Genomic DNA, 18885 nt, shown 5'->3' on the forward strand with positions numbered 1-18885 from the left:
CCTCAAAAAATCAGATTAACGCGTGGCTTTCTTCTTACCAGCGATAGCCACAGCCTTACCCTTACGTGTACGGGCGTTGGTGTGGGTTCTCTGACCATGCACCGGCAGGCCACGACGATGACGAAGACCGCGGTAGCACCCCAGATCCATCAGGCGCTTGATGTTCATTGCGACTTCACGACGCAGATCACCTTCAACCCGATAGTCGGTGTCGATCACTTCGCGCAGCTTTGCGATTTCGTCATCGCTCAGCTCGTTCACGCGCTTTGCGTCGGCAATACCAACTTTCTCGCAGATCTGAGCCGCTTTGGTTGCGCCAATTCCGTAAATATACTGAAGCCCGATAACAACCCGTTTGTTCGTCGGGACATTCACGCCGGCAATACGTGCCACGCTTTACACTCCTGTCGGTTCAACTCGCTGGTCGAACACTACTGGCATCCATGGGGATGCATGATTTCAATCAGTGGCCGCGAAATATACCGGCCACCCGCACAAGTCAACGAAAACAGATCACTTTTTCGTGAGCTGTTACTTTCCCGCCATGACAGCTTCAATGTCTGCCGTGACCTGAGCGGTCGAAAGCATTCCATTTATTTTATAAAGCCGTCCGGTTTTTTCGTAAAAAGGAAGAATCGGAGCCGTCAGTTTCCGATATTCCTTCAGGCGCTCCACAACTGTTTCACGCTTGTCGTCCGCCCGGCGCGTGAACTCATGACTGCCGCACACATCACACTCACCGGCCTTCTTAGGAGGCTTGGAGACTTCGTTGTACGTCGCGCCACACTTGCTGCACGTAAAGCGTCCGGAGATTCGGTCTGCCAGAATGTCCTCATCAACATCCAAAAACAGAACCACATCTATTTTTTTATTCTCGGCAGAAAGCATTTTGTCCAGCGCGTCAGCCTGCCCAAGTGTGCGCGGGAATCCATCCAAGATGAATCCTTTCGCGCAATCAGGCTGCCCGATGCGGGAATGCAGCATGGCGATAATCAACTCATCCGGCACCAACCGCCCGGCATCCATGAGTGATTTCGCCTGTTTGCCGATGTCCGAGCCACGTGCCACCTCGGCCCGTAGCATGTCACCTGTTGAAATCTGCACCAGACCGTACTGCTCTTCCAGCCGCTTGGACTGCGTTCCCTTCCCGGCACCGGGAGGGCCCAGAAAAATCACGTTCATCGCCTGATAACCCTCTGCTTCTTGCTACCACGGGAGCGACGCATCAGCCCCTGATACTGATGGGCAACAAGATGCGACTGGACTTGTGTTACGGTATCAATCGTTACCGAGACAATAATGATCAGACTTGTTCCGCCAAAATAGAACGGGACGTTGTAACGGCTGATCAGAATTTGCGGCAGCAAACAGACAAGAACCATATACGCGGCGCCAATTGTCGTCAGACGCGTGAGGATTTTGTCGAAATACGTCGCCGTTGCCGCACCGGGACGAATCCCGGGAATAAAGCCCCCCTGCTTGCGCAGGTTATCCGCCGTCTCTGCCGGATTGAACGTGACGGCCGCATAGAAATACGAGAAAAATACGATCATGGCGGCATAAAACAGCATGTAAAGCGGCTGTCCCTGCCCCAGTTCCTCGCCCAGAAACGAGAGCCAGCCCGGCATGGATTTGCCGTTCATAAAGCCTGAGATCGTCACCGGAATCAGCAGCACGGAGGACGCAAAAATCGGCGGAATGACGCCGGCTGTATTTACTTTCAGAGGCATGTGGGTGGTATCCCCCCCAAACATTCTCTGCCCTACCTGACGCTTGGGATACTGAATGACCACACGCCGCTGCGCCTGCTCCATGAAGACGATGAACGTAATCGTCACCGCAGCCAGAACAAGAAAGACCAGCACGAAGAAGGGCGAAAGAGCCCCTGTGTACCCAAGCTGAAAGAGGCTTGCCATGGCGTGCGGCAAGTTGGCCACAATACCAGCAAAAATGATCAGCGAGATCCCATTTCCCACACCGCGGGACGTAATCTGCTCACCCAGCCACATCAGGAACATGGTGCCACCAACAAGGGTAATCACGCATGAAACCAGAAAGAATACACCGGGATGTACAACAGCAGACCCTGCCGCACTTTGCATATTCTCAAGCCCGACAGCAATGCCGTAAGCCTGAAACAAAGCAATAAACACAGTAAGATAGCGCGTGTACTGATTAAGCTTTTTACGTCCCTGCTCGCCCTCTTTCTTCAGGGCTTCCAGTGACGGCACGGCGGTCGACATCAACTGCACAATAATCGAAGCAGAGATATACGGCATGATGTTCAGGGCAAAAACGGTCATACGCCCGAGCGCACCACCTGTGAACATGTTGAACATGCCCAGAATACCGCCCTGATGCTGGGCCAGTAACTGCCCCATGACCGTAGCATCCACACCCGGAACCGGAATGTATGTGCCGAGACGGTAAATAATCAGCGCACCAAGGGTGAACCAAATCCGTTTTTTGAGTTCGGTTGCCTTGGCAAAGGAGCCCACATTAAAGTTGGCAGCCAGCTGTTCGGCCGCGGAAGCCATGCATCCGTCCTTTCACACAAACAGCGCCACCACATAACGCGGGACGCTGTCATGATAGTCTAAGAGTTAACCCAGACCACATCTGGAGACGAATCTGCCAGAAGAACAGTACAGGACTGTCCTTCTGACCGAAACATCAGGATGCGCTGGCTTCAGCAGCCTTAGGAGCCACCAGGACCTTAATGGACCCACCAGCCTTTTCGATTGCTGCAACTGCAGAAGCAGACGCACCAGACACTTCGAACGTGGCAGCGCGGGTCAATTCGCCTTCAGCCAGAATACGCACACCGGCATATTTACCCGTGCCGATCAGACCAGCATTTTTCAGCGTTTCTTCCGTGACGGCAGCGTTAGCTTCAAGTTTGCCCTCAGCAAAGGCTTTCTCAATCGCACCGAGGTTAACCGGCGCATAAACCTTGCGGAAGATGTTCTTAAAGCCGCGCTTCGGCAGACGACGGTAGATAGGCAGCTGACCACCCTCAAAGCCGTTCAGGGACACGCCTTCACGTGCTTTCTGCCCCTTCACACCTTTACCGGACGTCTTGCCCTTACCAGAACCGATACCACGACCGAGACGTTTTTTGCGATAACGAGAGCCTTCGTTATCACGCAGTTCGTTCAGATTCATATCAATCCTCCACCTTCACAAGGTGGGCCACCTTACGGACCATACCGCGGGTTGAGGGGGTGTCTTCCAACACCCGCTCACGACCGATCTTGTTCAGGCCAAGACCCACAAGGGTCTCTTTCTGACCAGGCTTGCGACCGTTACCGGAAGCAATCTGGATGACTTTAAAGGTTTTCGCCTCAGACATCTGTAGCCTCCACAGCCGAAGCACCCTGATCGCGCTTACCGAAGATTTCAGCAACCTTCTTACCACGACGGTTTGCAACAGAACGCGGGCTAGCACACCGCTCAAGCGCCGAGAACGTCGCTTTCACCATGTTATGCGGGTTCCGCGTCCCGAGGGACTTGGCCACCACGTCATTGATGCCCAGGCTTTCGAAAACAGCGCGCATCGGGCCACCGGCAATGATCCCCGTTCCTGCCTCAGCAGAGCGAAGGATAACCTTACCAGCGCCGAAGTGACCAGCCACATCGTGATGCAGCGTACGGCCTTCCTTCATCGGCACACGGATCATGCCACGTTTGGCACGTTCCGTTGCCTTACGGATGGCTTCCGGCACTTCACGGGCTTTACCAGCACCATAACCCACGCGACCTTTCTGGTCACCAACGACAACCAGAGCAGCGAAGGCAAAGCGCCGACCACCCTTAACAACCTTAGCAACGCGATTGATGGTTACCAGCTTATCAACCAGTTCATCGCCTTCGCGTTCACGATCACGGCCGCCTCGACCGCCTTCTCTTGGTTCACGAGCCATTACGTGATCCTTTCCTCAGAAGGAGAGACCGCCCTCACGGGCAGCCTCCGCCAGGGCTTTCACGCGCCCATGATAAAGATACGACCCCCTGTCGAAAACAACCTGGGAGACGCCGGCAGCCACAGCACGCTGCGCAACAAGTTTACCAACAGCGCCAGCGCTGTCCTTGTTGCCGCCGCTTTTCAGAGACGGACGGAGTTCTTTATCCAGACTGGAAGCGGCAGCAAGGGTGCATCCACGCACGTCATCAATGACCTGTGCATAGATGTTCTTGCCAGACCGGAAGACCGACAGACGCGGACGACCACCAGCCTTGCGACGGAGCTGAAAACGCAGGCGAGCACGCCGACGGTTCCGCAGTTCCTGCTGAGTGCTCATTATTTCTTCTTGCCTTCCTTGCGACGAATGGTTTCCGTCTCATAACGCACACCTTTGCCTTTATAGGGCTCAGGCTTACGAAAACTGCGAATATCAAGAGCAACCTGACCAACGCGCTGCTTGTCGATACCTTCGACAAGAATAGCTGTCGGACGCGGCGTGGAGATCTTGATACCCTGCGGGATCGGATAGACCACGTCGTGAGAATAGCCCAGGTTCATCACAAGATTAGAACCCTGAACCGCAGCACGATAACCGGTGCCGTTAATCTCAAGAGCCTTTGAAAACCCTTCAGAAACACCTTTAATTGCCGTGGCAATCAGAGCGCGGGTTGTACCCCACATCATACGAGCCTGCGCTGCTGTCCCAATCGGACGCACCGCAACTTTCCCGTCTGAAATTTCCGCCTCAATGTGAGAAGAAAGCGGCAGAGCGAGCTCGCCCAGCTTTCCTTTCGCCTTGAAAACACCGTCTGCAATCGAGACAGTCACCCCGGCGGGAACATCAACGGGATATTTGCCTACACGTGACATTTATCCCTCCTCAGAACACACGACAGAGGACTTCACCGCCAACATTGGCAGCGCGAGCCTCGACATCAGACAATACACCACGTGGTGTGGACAGGATCGAAACCCCAAGACCAGCACGCACCCGCGGCAATTCTTTAATTTTGGAATACACACGACGGCCCGGACGGGACACGCGCTGAATTTCCTTAATAACCGGCTCGCCTTCGGAATATTTCAGCTCAATATGCAGCTGCGTGATGCCTTTGCGGATTTCTTCGTGGGAATAGCCACGAATATAGCCTTCACGCTGCAGAGCATCGAGAACATTCGAACGCAATTTGGAAGCCGGAGACACACAGGACACATGACGTGCGCGCTGCGCGTTACGGATACGGGTGAGCATATCACCCAGCGGATCAGAAAGTGACATTATGCGCCCTTACCAGCTAGCTTTGACCAGGCCCGGGATCTGCCCGTTGGACGCCAGATCACGCAGTGCAATGCGGCACAGCTCAAACTTGCGGTAGTTACCGCGAGAGCGTCCCGTAAGTTTGCAACGAAGGCGCACGCGAACGCGTGAACCATTACGCGGCAGTTCAGCCAGCTTTAAAGACGCATCAAACCGATCTTCCACAGGAAGCGAGCGGTCCATAACAATATTCTTCAGCGCCGCACGCTTTTCCTTGTCCCGCGCAGCCATGCGTACCCGCTTGGCATTACGCGTGATGGCAGAAGTCTTAGCCATATAATTTTATCCTCCGGAACCCTTCGAAAACCTTCGACGGTTTTCCAAGACAACAACACCTGGTGACAGATACTCTATTTCACTCAGGCAGCAAAGGGCAGATCGAATGCTTTAAGAAGCGCTTTTGCTTCCGCATCCGTCTTTGCACTGGTCACGAACACAACGTCCATCCCACGAACTTCGTCTACTTTATCGTAGTCGATTTCCGGGAAAACGAGCTGCTCTTTCAGACCCAGAGCAAAGTTGCCACGTCCGTCAAATCCCTTGTTCGCCGGCAAGCCACGGAAATCCCGAATGCGAGGCATCGCGATTGTGACCAGACGATCAAGGAATTCATACATCTGCGCACGACGCAGCGTCACTTTACAACCAATCGGCAGACCTTCACGGATCTTGAAGCCAGCGATTGCTTTCTTAGCGACAGTCTTGACCGGCTTCTGCCCTGCGATAAGCGTCATTTCAGCAACAGCGGCGTCCAGCTTTTTCTGGTCGCCCGCAGCCTCACCAACACCCATATTCAGGACAATTTTTTCCAGCCGAGGAACCTGCATGATATTTTTGTAACCGAACTGCTCACGCAGCTTGGCACGCAATTCGGACTCATAGCGTTCCTGCATACGAGGAACGGAACGAACGCCCTTGGACTCACTCATTCTCGCCCCCTCAGCCTTCAATCACTTCGCCGGTTGCTTTCGCAACACGAACTTTCCGCCCATCTTCCAGAACACGGAACCCAACGCGGGTCGGCTTCTTGGAGGCCGGGTCGACCAGTTTCAGATTTGACAGATGAATAGGAGCTTCACGCGTGATGATGCCGCCTTCTTCACCCATACGCGTTGCTTTCTGGTGGCGCTTGATCAGCGCAACACCACGAACAACCGCACGATTTTCAGCCGGGCGAACGGAGAGAACTTCACCTTGGGTTCCTTTGGAGGAACCGCTGATGACAACAACCGTGTCGCCTTTTTTAATGCGAGCAGCCATTTATAGAACCTCCGGCGCCAGAGAGATGATCTTCATGAACTTGCGCGCACGCAGTTCACGAACAACCGGGCCGAAGATACGGGTGCCGATCGGCTCCTGCTGCTTGTTGATCAGAACAGCAGCATTCTTATCAAAGCGGATGGCGCTCCCATCGGGGCGACGAACCGGATAAGAGGTACGCACGATAACAGCTTGGTGGACGTCGCCTTTTTTCACCTTCCCACGAGGGATGGCTTCCTTGACAGACACGACGATCACGTCGCCGACCGAGGCGGATTTCCGTTTGGAACCGCCCAGCACCTTGATGCACTGCACCTGACGCGCACCAGAATTGTCGGCCACGTCGAGGTTGGTCTCGGGATGGATCATAACTAGATATCCTTACCTTACGCTGACACGCCAGCGGAGGACGCATCAACGACCTCGCCGTTGCGTGCCACCACGGCCCATGTCTTGCGCTTGGAAATAGGCGTGCATTCAATGATGCGCACGCTATCGCCTACTTTGCAGACATTTTCTTCATCATGCGCCGCATATTTCTTAGAGCGACGAATGAACTTCTTATACAGCGGATGCATGACGCGACGCTCGACAAGAACCGTTACGGTCTTGTCCATCTTGTCGCTGGTCACACGTCCGGTAAGGACGCGCCTTGGCATCGTCCAACTCCCTTCAGGAAATGGCAGCAGATGTTTTCGCACCTGCCGCAGACTTCTCAGTATTCTGCGCGACAATCGTCTTGATGCGCGCAATTTCACGACGGACCACACGAATGCGGCTCTGGCCTTCGTTCTGCCCGGTTGCCTTCTGGAACCGGAGATTGAGCTGTTCACGCTTCAGCTCAAGCAGAATCGTGTTCAGTTCATCGGCCGTTTTGGCACGCAGGTCAGCGGGCTTTGTTGCCTTCGCCATCTTACGCATCTCCAATTCGGGTCACAAACTTTGTCTTGATCGGCAGCTTTGCAGCGCCGAGAGCCAGCGCTTCACGCGCGATCTCGGGCGGCACGCCTTCGATTTCAAACAAAATGCGACCGGGTTTCACACGGGCCACCCAGTATTCGGGAGATCCCTTGCCGGAGCCCATACGCACTTCTGCAGGTTTTGTCGAGACCGGAAGGTCAGGAAAAATACGAATCCACACGCGACCTGCGCGTTTCATCGCCCTAGTGATAGCGCGACGAGAGGCTTCAATCTGCCGTGCAGTGATACGTTCGGGCTGAAGAGCCTTCAGACCAAACGTACCGAAGTTGAGCGTCGTACCGCTTTTGGCCAGACCGTGAATACGACCTTTGTGAGCCTTACGGAATTTAGTTCGCTTCGGAGAGAGCATTGTCTTCTATCCTTCGCCTCAGCGCTGAGGGGCCTGCTCGGCCGCCCGGCGGTCCTGAGCCAGTGGGTCATGCGCAAGGATCTCGCCTTTAAAGATCCAGACCTTCACGCCGCAGCTGCCATACGTCGTATGTGCGGTAGCGGTGCCATAGTCGATATCGGCACGCAGCGTGTGAAGCGGCACGCGCCCTTCACGATACCACTCGATACGCGCGATTTCAGCACCACCCAGACGACCAGAGCAGTTGATCCGGATCCCCTGTGCGCCGAGACGCATAGCGGACTGCACAGCACGCTTCATAGCGCGACGGAACGCCACACGACGCTCAAGCTGCTGAGCAATGTTGTCGGCAACCAGCGTTGCATCGATTTCCGGCTTGCGGATCTCAACGATGTTGAGAGCCACTTCCGTGCCAGCCATCTTGGTCAGCTCTTTGCGCAGAGCGTCAATGTCCTGACCTTTTTTACCGATCACAACGCCCGGACGCGCCGCATAGATCGTCACGCGCGGCTTTTTGGCCGGACGTTCGATCACAACGCGGGACACACCAGCACCAGACAGCTTGCGGCGGAGGAACGCACGCAGCTTCAGGTCTTCATGCAGCAGACGGGAATAGTCAGAGTCAGCGTACCAACGGCTATCCCATGTGCGATTGATTCCGAGCCGCAGCCCGATTGGATTGACTTTATGTCCCATACGTCAGGCCGCCTTCTGCTCAGGAGAAGCTGCTTCGGGTTCCGGAGCCCGTTCGGCAACAACAATCTTCAGATGGCTGAAGAACTTTTCCACACGGGCGGAACGACCACGGCCACGCGCATGGAAGCGGCGCATGACAATGGACTTCCCGACCTCAGCCGTCTTCACAATCAGCTGGTCAACGTCCAGCTGATGATTGTTCTCGGCATTGGCAATCGCGCTTTCCAGAGTCTTTTTGACTTCCTGGGCAATGCGACGCTTGGAGAACGTCAAGGTTGCGACAGCCTGAGACGCCGGCTTGTTGCGGATAAGACCCGCAACAAGGTTCAACTTACGGGGACTAACCCGGATGTTGCGCGTAATAGCCTGCGCTTCTGTTTCCGCGAGCGTGCGCGGATGCTTCGGCTTGCTCATCTTAGCCCCGCTTCGACTTCTTATCGGCCCCATGCCCATGGAACGTACGGGTGGGAGAAAATTCGCCGAACTTGTGTCCGACCATATTCTCCGTCACCTGCACAGGCAGGAACTTCTGACCATTATAAACACCGAACGTCAAACCAACGAACTGCGGAAGGATCGTAGAACGACGTGACCAGATTTTGATCACTTCGTTACGACCCGACGCGCGGGACGTTTCAGCTTTGTTCAGCAGATACCCGTCGACGAACGGGCCTTTCCAGACGGAACGTGCCATCTTCTATTGCCCCTTACTTGCCGGTCTTTCGACGACGGATAATCAGACTGTCCGTACGCTTGTTGACCCGAGTTTTGTAACCTTTGGTCGGCTTGCCCCACGGCGTAACCGGATGACGACCACCAGAGGTACGACCTTCACCACCACCATGCGGATGGTCGACCGGGTTCATCACAACGCCGCGGTTATGCGGGCGACGACCCAGCCAGCGTGAGCGGCCAGCTTTACCAATATGCTGGTTCATGTTGTCCGGGTTGGACACAGCACCAACAGTAGCCATGCATTCACCACGCACAACACGCAGTTCACCAGACTGCAGCTTGATCTGCGCATAGCCGGAATCTTTACCGACCAGCTGCGCATACGTGCCCGCAGCACGGGCCAGCTTGCCGCCAGCGCCCTGCTTCATCTCGATGTTATGCACGATCGTGCCAACCGGAATCGCGGCCAGCGGCATAGCGTTACCCGGCTTGATGTCCACACGGCTGCCAGCGATGACATTGTCACCAACTTTCAAACGCTGCGGTGCCAGGATATAAGCCAGCTCACCGTCCTCATACTTCACCAGCGCGATGAAGGCGGTACGGTTGGGATCATATTCCAGACGCTCAACCGTGCCCAGCACGTCAAATTTACGACGTTTGAAGTCGATATAACGGTAAGACTGCTTGTGCCCGCCGCCACGGAAACGAGACGTGGTGCGACCGTTATTGTTACGGCCACCTGTCTTGTTTTTACCTTCCGTCAGCTGCTTGACCGGCTTGCCCTTCCAAAGGTCGGAACGGTCAATCAGAACCGTACCACGAAGGCTCGGCGTGACGGGATTAAAGTGCTTCAGTGCCATTTGTTCCTACCCCACGTCACGCCAGTTTGGCGGTAAGGTCGATGGACTGACCTTCCGCGAGCTGAACGAACGCCTTCTTGATATCAGAACGCTGCCCCAGACGCCCCTTGAAGCGCTTGGTCTTGCCCTTCTGGACAAGCGTGTTAACGCCAACAACCTTGACGCCGAACAGTGTTTCCACAGCCACTTTGATTTCAGGCTTGGTTGCAGAGATCGCAACCTTGAAAACCACCTGATTCTTCTCTGAAAGCGCGGTTGCTTTCTCGGTGATCAACGGCGCACGAACAATGTCGTACATCGCTTCCCGAGAAAGACGCTCGGCTTTCTTGCGCAGAGCAAGAATGTTCGTCATGCCAGGCGCTCCTTCAGACCCTCGAGGCCAGCCTGGGTAATCACCAGGACCTCGTGATTAAGAATATCATAAACGTTGGCACCGATTGTCGGCAGGATATCAATGCGCGGCAGGTTGCTTGCTGCGCGCAGAAAGCCTTCATCAACAGCGGCATCAACAATCAGGGCAGACGTCCAGCCCAGCGTTTTCAGCTTCGCAGCCAGTTCACTCGTGCGTGCAACGCCAGAAGCGGACTGAAGGACAACCAGCTTGCCTTCTTTTGCTTTCTGGGACAGCGCAGAGATCAGACCGAGACGACGAACCTTCTTCGGCAGGTCATATCCGTGATCACGCACGACCGGACCATGGACCACACCACCGGTGCGGTACTGCGGCGCACGGAGAGAACCCTGACGGGCGCTACCGGTGCCTTTCTGGCGGTACGGCTTTTTGGTCGTGCCGGACACTTCGCCCATGCCCTTGACCTTGTGCGTACCAGCGCGGCGCTTGGCCAACTGCCAGTGCACAACGCGCGCCATGATGTCGTTACGCGGCGCGACAGCAAACAGCGCTTCTGGGAGCGTTGCAGAACCCGCGGTGCCGTTATCAAGCGTTTTGATTTCGATTTCCATGACCTCAGCCCTCCGCCGTCACGAGAGCGGCCGGATACGGCGCATCGACATGGCGGGCTTTTTTAATCGCATCACGGACCAGAACGACACCGTTTTTAGCTCCGGGGACGGAACCACGGATCATGATCAGGTTCTTTTCCGGATCGATCGCAGCAATTTCAAGATTCAGCGTGGTAATACGCTCATCGCCGAGATGACCAGCCATCTTCTTGTTCTTAAAGGTCTTGCCCGGATCCTGACGGTTACCGGTAGAACCATGTGAACGGTGAGAGATGGAAACGCCGTGCGAGGCTTCCAGACCGGCGAAGTTCCAGCGCTTCATGGCGCCCGCGAACCCTTTACCTTTACTGGTACCCGTCACGTCGACTTTCTGCCCCACCACAAAGTGAGCTGCGGAAAGAGAAGCGCCGATTTCCAGCGTAGCATCATCCGCCACACGAAATTCAACAAGCTTCTTCTTCGGCTCAACCTTCGTGCGGGCAAAATGGCCGCGATTCGGCTTAGAGACATTTTTTACCTTGGCTTTGCCCATACCCAGCTGAACGGCCGTGTAGCCATCCCGATCCGGGGTACGAACATCAACCACCTGCACGGAATCCACATGCAGGACGGTAACGGGCACATGTGTGCCATCTTCCTTGAACAGTCGGGACATGCCCAACTTTTTTGCGATCAATCCGGTGCGCATCGTCTGGACCTTAAAGTTTGATCTCGACATCCACGCCAGCGGCGAGGTCGAGTTTCATGAGAGCGTCCACGGTCTGCGGAGTCGGCTCGACAATGTCGAGCAGGCGGCGGTGAGTCCGAATTTCGAACTGTTCGCGACTTTTCTTATCCACGTGGGGAGAACGGTTCACTGTAAACCGCTCGATATGCGTCGGCAGCGGGATAGGACCCCGAACCCGCGCACCCGTACGCTTCGCCGTATTGACGATCTCTTTTGTGCTGTTGTCGAGCACACGATGATCGTACGCCTTCAGGCGAATGCGGATGTTCTGGTTGTCCATTGTTTCTTAGTCCAACACTTTACTGGTCCGGGGTTACCCGGCCGCCAAGTAAGACCCCGGCTGAAGACTCAGCCGGGGCCATCCAGTCCTAGGCTTCTAACCGATTAATCGGTGATAGAAGCAACCACGCCGGCACCAACGGTGCGGCCACCTTCGCGAATAGCGAAGCGCAGGCCTTCATCCATGGCGATCGGTGCGATCAGCTCAACATCCATGGCGCAGTTATCGCCAGGCATGACCATTTCCGTGCCTTCCGGCAGGTGAACAACGCCAGTGACGTCGGTCGTGCGGAAATAGAACTGCGGACGATAGTTGGTGAAGAACGGCGTATGACGGCCACCTTCTTCCTTCGTCAGGATGTACGCTTCAGCTTTGAATTTTTTGTGCGGGGTGATGGAGCCCGGCTTAGCCAGAACCTGACCACGCTCAACGTCTTCACGCTTCGTACCACGAACCAGCGCACCGATGTTGTCACCAGCTTCACCGCGATCAAGCAGCTTGCGGAACATTTCAACGCCCGTAACGGTCGTCTTCACGGTGTCTTTCAGGCCGACGATTTCAACTTCGTCACCCACGTTCACAACACCACGCTCAACACGACCCGTCACCACGGTGCCACGACCGGAGATGGAGAACACGTCTTCGATCGGCATCAGGAACGGACGGTCAACCGGACGTTCCGGCTGCGGGATGTAGGAGTCAACAGCGTCCATCAGATCACGAACGCGGTTTTCACCGATTTCCGGATCGCCATCTTCCAGAGTTACCAGAGCGGAACCCTTGATGATGGGGATATCGTCGCCGGGGAACTGGTAAGAAGACAGAAGTTCACGAACTTCCATTTCAACCAGCTCAAGCAGTTCCGGATCATCAACCTGATCAACCTTGTTCAGGAAGACAACCAGAGCCGGCACGCCGACCTGACGAGCAAGCAGGATGTGCTCACGAGTCTGCGGCATCGGGCCATCAGCTGCGGAAACCACGAGAATCGCGCCGTCCATCTGCGCTGCACCCGTGATCATGTTCTTCACGTAGTCAGCATGTCCGGGGCAGTCGACGTGCGCATAGTGACGATTGGCGGTTTCATATTCCACGTGAGCCGTGGAAATGGTGATACCACGAGCGCGCTCTTCAGGAGCAGCGTCAATCTGATCGTACGCCTTGAACTCGGCGCCACCAGTTTTTGCCAGCGTCTTGGTAATAGCGGCCGTCAGAGACGTTTTACCATGGTCAACGTGGCCGATGGTGCCGATGTTGCAGTGCGGTTTATTCCGCTCAAATTTAGCCTTAGCCATTTCTCTACTCCATACCCCGAAAATTTATCGGGATGCAGTTTTTAATAAGTCCGCCCTCACTCCACAAGGAGTGAATGCCATACCTAGAAGATTACCAGCGATAGTGACTGAATGCCTTGTTGGCTTCAGCCATACGGTGCGTATCTTCACGCTTCTTAACAGCAGCGCCACGGTTGTTCACAGCGTCCATCAACTCGTTGGACAGCCGGTCCTGCATGGTGTTTTCGCCGCGCTTACGGGAAGCGTCGATCACCCAGCGGATGGCCAGCGCCTGACGGCGCTCAGTGCGAACTTCAACAGGCACCTGATAGGTCGCACCACCAACGCGGCGAGAGCGAACTTCTACTGCAGGCTTAACGTTATCCAGAGCATTGTGGAACAATGCGACCGGATCCGCAGAAGCTCCACTCCGGCGAACCATCGCCTCGAGAGCTCCATAAACAATCCTCTCCGCAGTGGATTTTTTGCCATCATACATCAGAGCGTTCATGAAACGCGTAATGACAATATCTCCGAACTTCGGATCAGGAAGAATCTCACGCTTAACAGCGCGGTGACGGCGGCTCATACCTTAACTTCCTCTTACTTCGGACGCTTCGCGCCGTAGAGCGAACGCCGCTGGCGACGCTTAGCAATACCCTGGGTATCCAGAACACCGCGAAGGATGTGATAACGCACACCCGGAAGATCCTTTACACGACCCCCACGGATAAGCACGACGCTATGTTCCTGAAGGTTATGACCTTCACCCGGAATATAACTCACCACCTCATAACCGTTCGTCAGACGCACCTTTGCAACTTTACGCAGTGCGGAGTTCGGCTTTTTAGGCGTCGTCGTATAAACACGGGTGCAAACACCACGTTTCTGGGGGCAGCTCTGCAGTGCGGGCACTTTGTTGCGCTTGACTGCAGGCTTGCGCCCCTTGGCAATGAGCTGGTTGATGGTCGGCATGCGCCTTTCCCGATCCTTACACAGTTCGGCCGGCTAGCCTTTCTATCGGCTGCCGACTGTCATTTAAAAAACCCACCAGGCAACAACACCCGTGTGGGGCTATCTAGGCATCCGGCTTTAACTTCCTGCTGGAAGCCAGCCACATGCTTACACAAGAATTACGAATTTACCTCTGCTCCGGCACGGGAGCAGAAGCTGAGGGCTGCTAACTACCTCTCCCCCCCCCTTAAGTCAAGCGCGGTACGCGATTCTTGGCCGGGAAAATAAGAAAGGATCCCTCACATAAAAAAGAAAGGGACCAGAGCCATGCCCTGATCCCCCTCTTTTCACGCCATAAAGACGAAAACGACGTTACTCGGCAGCAGAACGCCCGACGCGCTGGCGGTCCTGAGACGCTGCGATCGCCCGCAGACGGTTCATGACGCTGCCTGTCCCTGCCGGGATCAGACGGCCGACAATGACGTTCTCTTTCAGACCATTCAGCGTATCCACCTTCCCTGCGGTCGCGGCCTCTGTCAGGACACGTGTGGTCTCCTGGAAGGATGCGGCAGAGATGAAGGACTGGGTCTGCAGAGAGGCCTTGGTAATACCCTGCAGCACCGGCATGGCGAGAGCGGGGCGCTCACCAGCATTCATGCGCTTGGTATTTTCCGTCTCATACTCAATCCGATCAACGGTTTCGCCAATGAGGTATGTCGTGTCGCCCGGTTCCAGAATTTCAACTTTCTGGAGCATCTGACGCACGATAACTTCAATATGCTTATCGTTAATCTTCACGCCCTGAAGACGATACACATCCTGAATTTCGTTCACGAGGTAATCAGACAGAGCCTCAACCCCCATGACTTTCAGAATATCGTGCGGCACGCGGGGACCATCGACCAGCGGATCGCCTTTCTCGACGAAGTCGCCTTCCTGAACGGAGACATGCTTGCCTTTGGGAATCAGATATTCCGTCTCTTCACCCGTTTCATCGTTCTTCACGATAACACGACGCTTGGACTTATAATCCTTCCCAAATTCAACACGGCCTTCCATTTCCGCGATAATCGCGTGGTCTTTCGGGCGACGGGCTTCGAAAAGCTCGGCCACGCGCGGCAGACCACCGGTAATATCACGGGTTTTGGACCCTTCGCGCGGCAGACGGGCCAGCACGTCACCCGCATGAACTTCCGCACCGTTTTCAACAGAGAGCAGTGATTCAGGCGGCAGGAAGTAGCGGGCGTCATTGCCGTTATCCAGCTTGATCACCTCGCCCTTGGCATCCTTAAGCTGGAGGCGCGGACGCAGATCAACGCCCTTCCCTGCCTGCTTGTAGTCCACCACAGTTTTTGCCGTCAGCCCGGTCACTTCGTCCATACGTTCGACGAGCGTGATAGAGTCGATCAGGTCAAGATACTCAACCTTACCGGCCTTTTCCGTGATGATCGGCAGGGTGTAGGGGTCCCACTCTGCCAACTTCTGGGCGCGCGTAACGGACGCGCCTTCTGTCGTCAACAGACGCGCACCATACGGCACACGGTAGCGGGCTTTTTCAACGCCAGCATCGTCTGTCAGCAGGATTTCACAGTTACGGGCCATGACAACCGGCACGCCCTGACTGTTCTGCACGACGTTCCGGTTCCGGATAACCACCTTACCGTCACGAGACGCTTCAATCATGGACTGCTCAGCACCACGCTGCGCCGCGCCACCGATATGGAAGGTACGCATGGTCAGCTGGGTGCCCGGCTCACCGATGGACTGTGCCGCAATAACGCCCACAGCTTCACCAATGTTGACCGGCGTGCCGCGCGCAAGGTCACGACCATAGCAATGGCCACACACGCCAACGCGGCTGTCACAGGTCAGCACAGAACGAATCTGCACTGTTTCAACCCCAGAGCCTTCAATACGCTCTGCGTCAGCTTCGTCGATCAGGCAATTACGCGGAGCAACAACCTTACCAGACGCCGGATCAATCACATCCGCAGCCAGTGTACGGCCAAGGATCCGCTCAGACAGAGACGAAACAACTTCACCGCCATCCATCACGGCGCGAATGGTCAGACCACGCTCGGTGCCGCAATCATTTTCAACAATGATGCAGTCCTGCGCCACGTCAACCAGACGACGTGTCAGATAGCCGGAGTTTGCGGTCTTCAGAGCGGTATCGGCCAGCCCCTTACGCGCACCGTGGGTGGACGTAAAGTAATCGAGAACCGACAGACCTTCTTTAAAGTTCGCAATAATCGGCTGTTCAATAATCTCGCCAGACGGCTTGGCCATCAGACCACGCATACCGGCAAGCTGCTTCATCTGAGCCGGTGACCCACGGGCCCCGGAGTGGCTCATCATCCACACGGAGTTGATGGGCTTGCCGATTTCCTGACGGGAAATCTCTTTGGTCATGGCTGCCTGAACTTCGTCCGTGCAGCGTGACCATGCGTCAACCACCTTATTGTAGCGTTCGCCAGCCGTGATCAGACCATCCTGATACTGCTGTTCGAATTCCTTGACCTCGGCCGCGGTGCGATCAACCAGCACTTTCTTTTCAGCCGGGATGATCATGTCATCCTTACCGAAGGAAATGCCAGCCTTAGCAGCGTGACGGAAACCAAGCGCCATCAGACGGTCACAGAAGATAACCGCTTCTTTCTGACCACAGTGACGATAAACCGTATCAATAACGTCAGACACGGCTTTCTTGGTCAACTGCTTATTGATCAGCGAGAACGGAATAGCTTCGCTCTTCGGCAGGATCTGGGCAATCAGCACACGTCCCGGCGTCGTGACGATCGTTTCATGATGCTTCTTGCCGTCCGCGTCGATGATCTCGAAACGTGCACGAATCTTATCGTGCAGCTTCAGAACGCCTGCGTTAAGCGCATATTCCACATCACCGATCGACGAGAAGGACGGCGCACCCTTTTTGATGAGTTCACCCGTCGTATCGTCATGCTCGTTACGGTCAGGTGTCACGCCGAATTCAGGCGTTTCAAGGCTGAGATAATACAGACCGAGAACAATATCCTGAGACGGCACGATAATCGGCTTACCGTTGGCCGGGCTGAGAATGTTGTTGGTGGACATCATCAGCACACGCGCTTCCAACTGGGCCTCAAGGCTCAGCGGGACGTGCACGGCCATCTGGTCACCGTCAAAGTCTGCGTTAAACGCAGTACAGACGAGCGGGTGCAGTTGGATCGCCTTGCCTTCAACCAGCACCGGCTCGAACGCCTGAATACCGAGACGGTGGAGGGTCGGTGCGCGGTTTAGCATCACGGGATGCTCGCGGATGACCTCTTCCAGAATATCCCAGACTTCCGGACGTTCTTTCTCAACCATCCGCTTTGCAGCTTTAATGGTTGTCGCGTGACCGTATTTTTCCAGCTTAGAGTAGATGAACGGCTTGAACAGTTCCAGCGCCATCTTCTTGGGAAGGCCGCACTGGTGCAGCTTCATTTCCGGACCAACCACGATGACCGAACGGCCAGAGTAGTCAACGCGCTTACCAAGAAGGTTCTGACGGAAACGGCCCTGCTTGCCTTTCAGCATATCGGACAGAGACTTCAGCGGACGCTTGTTGGCACCGGTAATGGCACGGCCACGACGGCCGTTGTCAAACAGGGCGTCAACAGCTTCCTGAAGCATACGCTTTTCGTTACGCACGATAATATCGGGCGCGCGCAGTTCCATCAGACGCTTGAGACGGTTGTTACGGTTGATAACGCGACGATACAGATCATTCAGATCAGACGTTGCGAAACGACCACCATCCAGCGGCACCAGCGGGCGCAGTTCCGGCGGAATGACAGGAACCAGATCAAGGATCATCCACTCAGGGCGGGAACCGCTCTCCGAGAAGGCCTCAACGAGCTTCAGACGTTTGACAAGCTTCTTGCGCTTGGCTTCAGACGTCGTTTCTTTGAGTTCCTGACGCAGTTCGACCTTTTCGGCATCACAGTCGATGCGTTCCAGCACCTTCTTGATGGCCTCGGCACCGATCCCGACTTCAATCCCTTCTTCGCCATATTCGTCCATGGCGTCGAGATACTGTTCTTCCGTCAGCAGCGAATACTGCTTGAGCGGAGACGTGCCGGGCTCAAGAACCAGATAGTTTTCGAAATACAGAACCTTTTCGAGGTCTTTCAGCGTCATATCGACCATCAGGCCGATGCGGCTCGGAAGAGACTTCAGGAACCAGATATGGGCAACGGGGCTAGCAAGCTGGATGTGACCCATCCGCTCACGCCGCACTTTTGCCAAGGTGACTTCAACGCCGCATTTTTCACAGACAATACCGCGGAACTTCATCCGCTTGTATTTGCCGCACAGGCATTCATAGTCCTTGATCGGGCCAAAAATACGCGCGCAGAACAGACCATCACGCTCCGGTTTGAATGTCCGGTAGTTGATTGTCTCGGGCTTCTTGATTTCACCAAATGACCAGGACCGGATCTGTTCAGGTGATGCCAGCTGAATCTTGATCTGGTCGAAGGTCATCGCCTGGCCAGTCTGGCCAAGAATTTTCATGAGTTCATTCATGTGCCGAAGCCCCCAAAGGGAAATGAGGAGCCG

General features: G+C 55.2%; 28 protein-coding genes. All 28 read right to left on the minus strand.

Annotated elements, in window-relative coordinates:
• Nucleotides 1-15: 15 nt before the first annotated feature.
• The gene (gene rpsM, locus AD949_RS13065) at nucleotides 16-393 is read right to left on the minus strand and encodes a 30S ribosomal protein S13 (protein ID WP_025826479.1); all 378 of its coding nucleotides are present in this window, start codon (nucleotides 391-393) and stop codon (nucleotides 16-18) included.
• A 138-nt stretch (nucleotides 394-531) separates the two neighbouring features.
• Nucleotides 532-1182, minus strand: a complete 651-nt coding sequence (locus AD949_RS13070; RefSeq protein ID WP_048834615.1) for an adenylate kinase — start codon at nucleotides 1180-1182, stop codon at nucleotides 532-534.
• Nucleotides 1179-2537: a preprotein translocase subunit SecY gene (secY, locus tag AD949_RS13075; RefSeq protein WP_048834614.1), complete on the minus strand. Its 1359-nt coding sequence runs from the start codon at nucleotides 2535-2537 to the stop codon at nucleotides 1179-1181. The genes AD949_RS13070 and secY overlap by 4 nt, the downstream gene beginning before the upstream one ends.
• A gap of 136 nt (nucleotides 2538-2673) precedes the next feature.
• Entirely contained in the window at nucleotides 2674-3165 is a 492-nt protein-coding gene (gene rplO, locus AD949_RS13080) for a 50S ribosomal protein L15 (protein ID WP_048834613.1), read from the minus strand.
• Between the two features lies 1 nt (nucleotide 3166).
• Nucleotides 3167-3352 (minus strand): 50S ribosomal protein L30, encoded by a 186-nt coding sequence (gene rpmD, locus AD949_RS13085; RefSeq protein ID WP_025826473.1) that lies wholly within the window; start codon nucleotides 3350-3352, stop codon nucleotides 3167-3169.
• Nucleotides 3345-3923 carry a 30S ribosomal protein S5 gene (gene rpsE, locus AD949_RS13090; RefSeq protein WP_048834612.1) on the minus strand — a complete coding sequence of 193 codons (579 nt, stop codon included), beginning with the start codon at nucleotides 3921-3923 and terminating at the stop codon, nucleotides 3345-3347. The genes rpmD and rpsE overlap by 8 nt, the downstream gene beginning before the upstream one ends.
• Before the next feature lie 15 nt (nucleotides 3924-3938).
• Nucleotides 3939-4301: a 50S ribosomal protein L18 gene (rplR, locus tag AD949_RS13095; RefSeq protein ID WP_048834611.1), complete on the minus strand. Its 363-nt coding sequence runs from the start codon at nucleotides 4299-4301 to the stop codon at nucleotides 3939-3941.
• Complete coding sequence (rplF, locus tag AD949_RS13100) at nucleotides 4301-4834, minus strand: 50S ribosomal protein L6 (protein WP_043552259.1); 534 nt, start codon at nucleotides 4832-4834, stop codon at nucleotides 4301-4303. The genes rplR and rplF overlap by 1 nt, the downstream gene beginning before the upstream one ends.
• 10 nt (nucleotides 4835-4844) lie before the next feature.
• Nucleotides 4845-5243 (minus strand): 30S ribosomal protein S8, encoded by a 399-nt coding sequence (gene rpsH / locus AD949_RS13105; protein ID WP_048834610.1) that lies wholly within the window; start codon nucleotides 5241-5243, stop codon nucleotides 4845-4847.
• A 9-nt stretch (nucleotides 5244-5252) separates the two neighbouring features.
• Nucleotides 5253-5558, minus strand: coding sequence for a 30S ribosomal protein S14 (rpsN, locus tag AD949_RS13110; protein ID WP_048834609.1), 306 nt, complete (start codon nucleotides 5556-5558; stop codon nucleotides 5253-5255).
• An 83-nt stretch (nucleotides 5559-5641) separates the two neighbouring features.
• Nucleotides 5642-6211: a 50S ribosomal protein L5 gene (gene rplE, locus AD949_RS13115; RefSeq protein ID WP_048834608.1), complete on the minus strand. Its 570-nt coding sequence runs from the start codon at nucleotides 6209-6211 to the stop codon at nucleotides 5642-5644.
• 10 nt (nucleotides 6212-6221) lie between these two features.
• Entirely contained in the window at nucleotides 6222-6542 is a 321-nt protein-coding gene (gene rplX, locus AD949_RS13120) for a 50S ribosomal protein L24 (RefSeq protein ID WP_048834607.1), read from the minus strand.
• Complete coding sequence (gene rplN / locus AD949_RS13125) at nucleotides 6543-6911, minus strand: 50S ribosomal protein L14 (protein ID WP_006557767.1); 369 nt, start codon at nucleotides 6909-6911, stop codon at nucleotides 6543-6545.
• A gap of 17 nt (nucleotides 6912-6928) precedes the next feature.
• Nucleotides 6929-7201 carry a 30S ribosomal protein S17 gene (gene rpsQ, locus AD949_RS13130; RefSeq protein ID WP_048834606.1) on the minus strand — a complete coding sequence of 91 codons (273 nt, stop codon included), beginning with the start codon at nucleotides 7199-7201 and terminating at the stop codon, nucleotides 6929-6931.
• Nucleotides 7202-7214: 13 nt separating this feature from the next.
• Nucleotides 7215-7454, minus strand: a complete 240-nt coding sequence (gene rpmC, locus AD949_RS13135; protein WP_048834605.1) for a 50S ribosomal protein L29 — start codon at nucleotides 7452-7454, stop codon at nucleotides 7215-7217.
• Nucleotide 7455: 1 nt separating this feature from the next.
• Complete coding sequence (gene rplP / locus AD949_RS13140; RefSeq protein ID WP_025826454.1) at nucleotides 7456-7872, minus strand: 50S ribosomal protein L16; 417 nt, start codon at nucleotides 7870-7872, stop codon at nucleotides 7456-7458.
• 18 nt (nucleotides 7873-7890) lie between these two features.
• Entirely contained in the window at nucleotides 7891-8568 is a 678-nt protein-coding gene (gene rpsC, locus AD949_RS13145) for a 30S ribosomal protein S3 (protein WP_048834604.1), read from the minus strand.
• Nucleotides 8569-8571: 3 nt separating this feature from the next.
• Nucleotides 8572-8982, minus strand: a complete 411-nt coding sequence (gene rplV / locus AD949_RS13150; protein WP_048834603.1) for a 50S ribosomal protein L22 — start codon at nucleotides 8980-8982, stop codon at nucleotides 8572-8574.
• A gap of 1 nt (nucleotide 8983) precedes the next feature.
• A complete protein-coding gene (gene rpsS, locus AD949_RS13155) occupies nucleotides 8984-9262 on the minus strand; it encodes a 30S ribosomal protein S19 (protein ID WP_048834602.1) in 279 nt (92 codons plus the stop codon).
• A 13-nt stretch (nucleotides 9263-9275) separates the two neighbouring features.
• Nucleotides 9276-10106, minus strand: coding sequence for a 50S ribosomal protein L2 (gene rplB / locus AD949_RS13160; protein WP_048834601.1), 831 nt, complete (start codon nucleotides 10104-10106; stop codon nucleotides 9276-9278).
• Between the two features lie 16 nt (nucleotides 10107-10122).
• Complete coding sequence (locus tag AD949_RS13165; protein WP_048834600.1) at nucleotides 10123-10458, minus strand: 50S ribosomal protein L23; 336 nt, start codon at nucleotides 10456-10458, stop codon at nucleotides 10123-10125.
• Nucleotides 10455-11069 carry a 50S ribosomal protein L4 gene (rplD, locus tag AD949_RS13170; RefSeq protein ID WP_048834599.1) on the minus strand — a complete coding sequence of 205 codons (615 nt, stop codon included), beginning with the start codon at nucleotides 11067-11069 and terminating at the stop codon, nucleotides 10455-10457. Before rplD ends, AD949_RS13165 begins: the two co-directional genes overlap by 4 nt.
• A gap of 4 nt (nucleotides 11070-11073) precedes the next feature.
• Complete coding sequence (gene rplC, locus AD949_RS13175) at nucleotides 11074-11757, minus strand: 50S ribosomal protein L3 (RefSeq protein WP_048834598.1); 684 nt, start codon at nucleotides 11755-11757, stop codon at nucleotides 11074-11076.
• Between the two features lie 10 nt (nucleotides 11758-11767).
• Nucleotides 11768-12076, minus strand: a complete 309-nt coding sequence (gene rpsJ / locus AD949_RS13180) for a 30S ribosomal protein S10 (protein ID WP_007282720.1) — start codon at nucleotides 12074-12076, stop codon at nucleotides 11768-11770.
• Nucleotides 12077-12180: 104 nt separating this feature from the next.
• The gene (gene tuf, locus AD949_RS13185; RefSeq protein WP_048834597.1) at nucleotides 12181-13371 is read right to left on the minus strand and encodes an elongation factor Tu; all 1191 of its coding nucleotides are present in this window, start codon (nucleotides 13369-13371) and stop codon (nucleotides 12181-12183) included.
• A 91-nt stretch (nucleotides 13372-13462) separates the two neighbouring features.
• A complete protein-coding gene (gene rpsG / locus AD949_RS13190) occupies nucleotides 13463-13939 on the minus strand; it encodes a 30S ribosomal protein S7 (RefSeq protein ID WP_043552235.1) in 477 nt (158 codons plus the stop codon).
• 14 nt (nucleotides 13940-13953) lie between these two features.
• Nucleotides 13954-14325, minus strand: a complete 372-nt coding sequence (gene rpsL, locus AD949_RS13195) for a 30S ribosomal protein S12 (RefSeq protein ID WP_025826436.1) — start codon at nucleotides 14323-14325, stop codon at nucleotides 13954-13956.
• 351 nt (nucleotides 14326-14676) lie between these two features.
• Complete coding sequence (rpoC, locus tag AD949_RS13200; RefSeq protein WP_048834596.1) at nucleotides 14677-18852, minus strand: DNA-directed RNA polymerase subunit beta'; 4176 nt, start codon at nucleotides 18850-18852, stop codon at nucleotides 14677-14679.
• Nucleotides 18853-18885 lie beyond the last annotated feature (33 nt).

Origin of the sequence: Acetobacter orleanensis (assembly GCF_001581005.1) — a bacterium.
Classification (GTDB): domain Bacteria; phylum Pseudomonadota; class Alphaproteobacteria; order Acetobacterales; family Acetobacteraceae; genus Acetobacter; species Acetobacter orleanensis.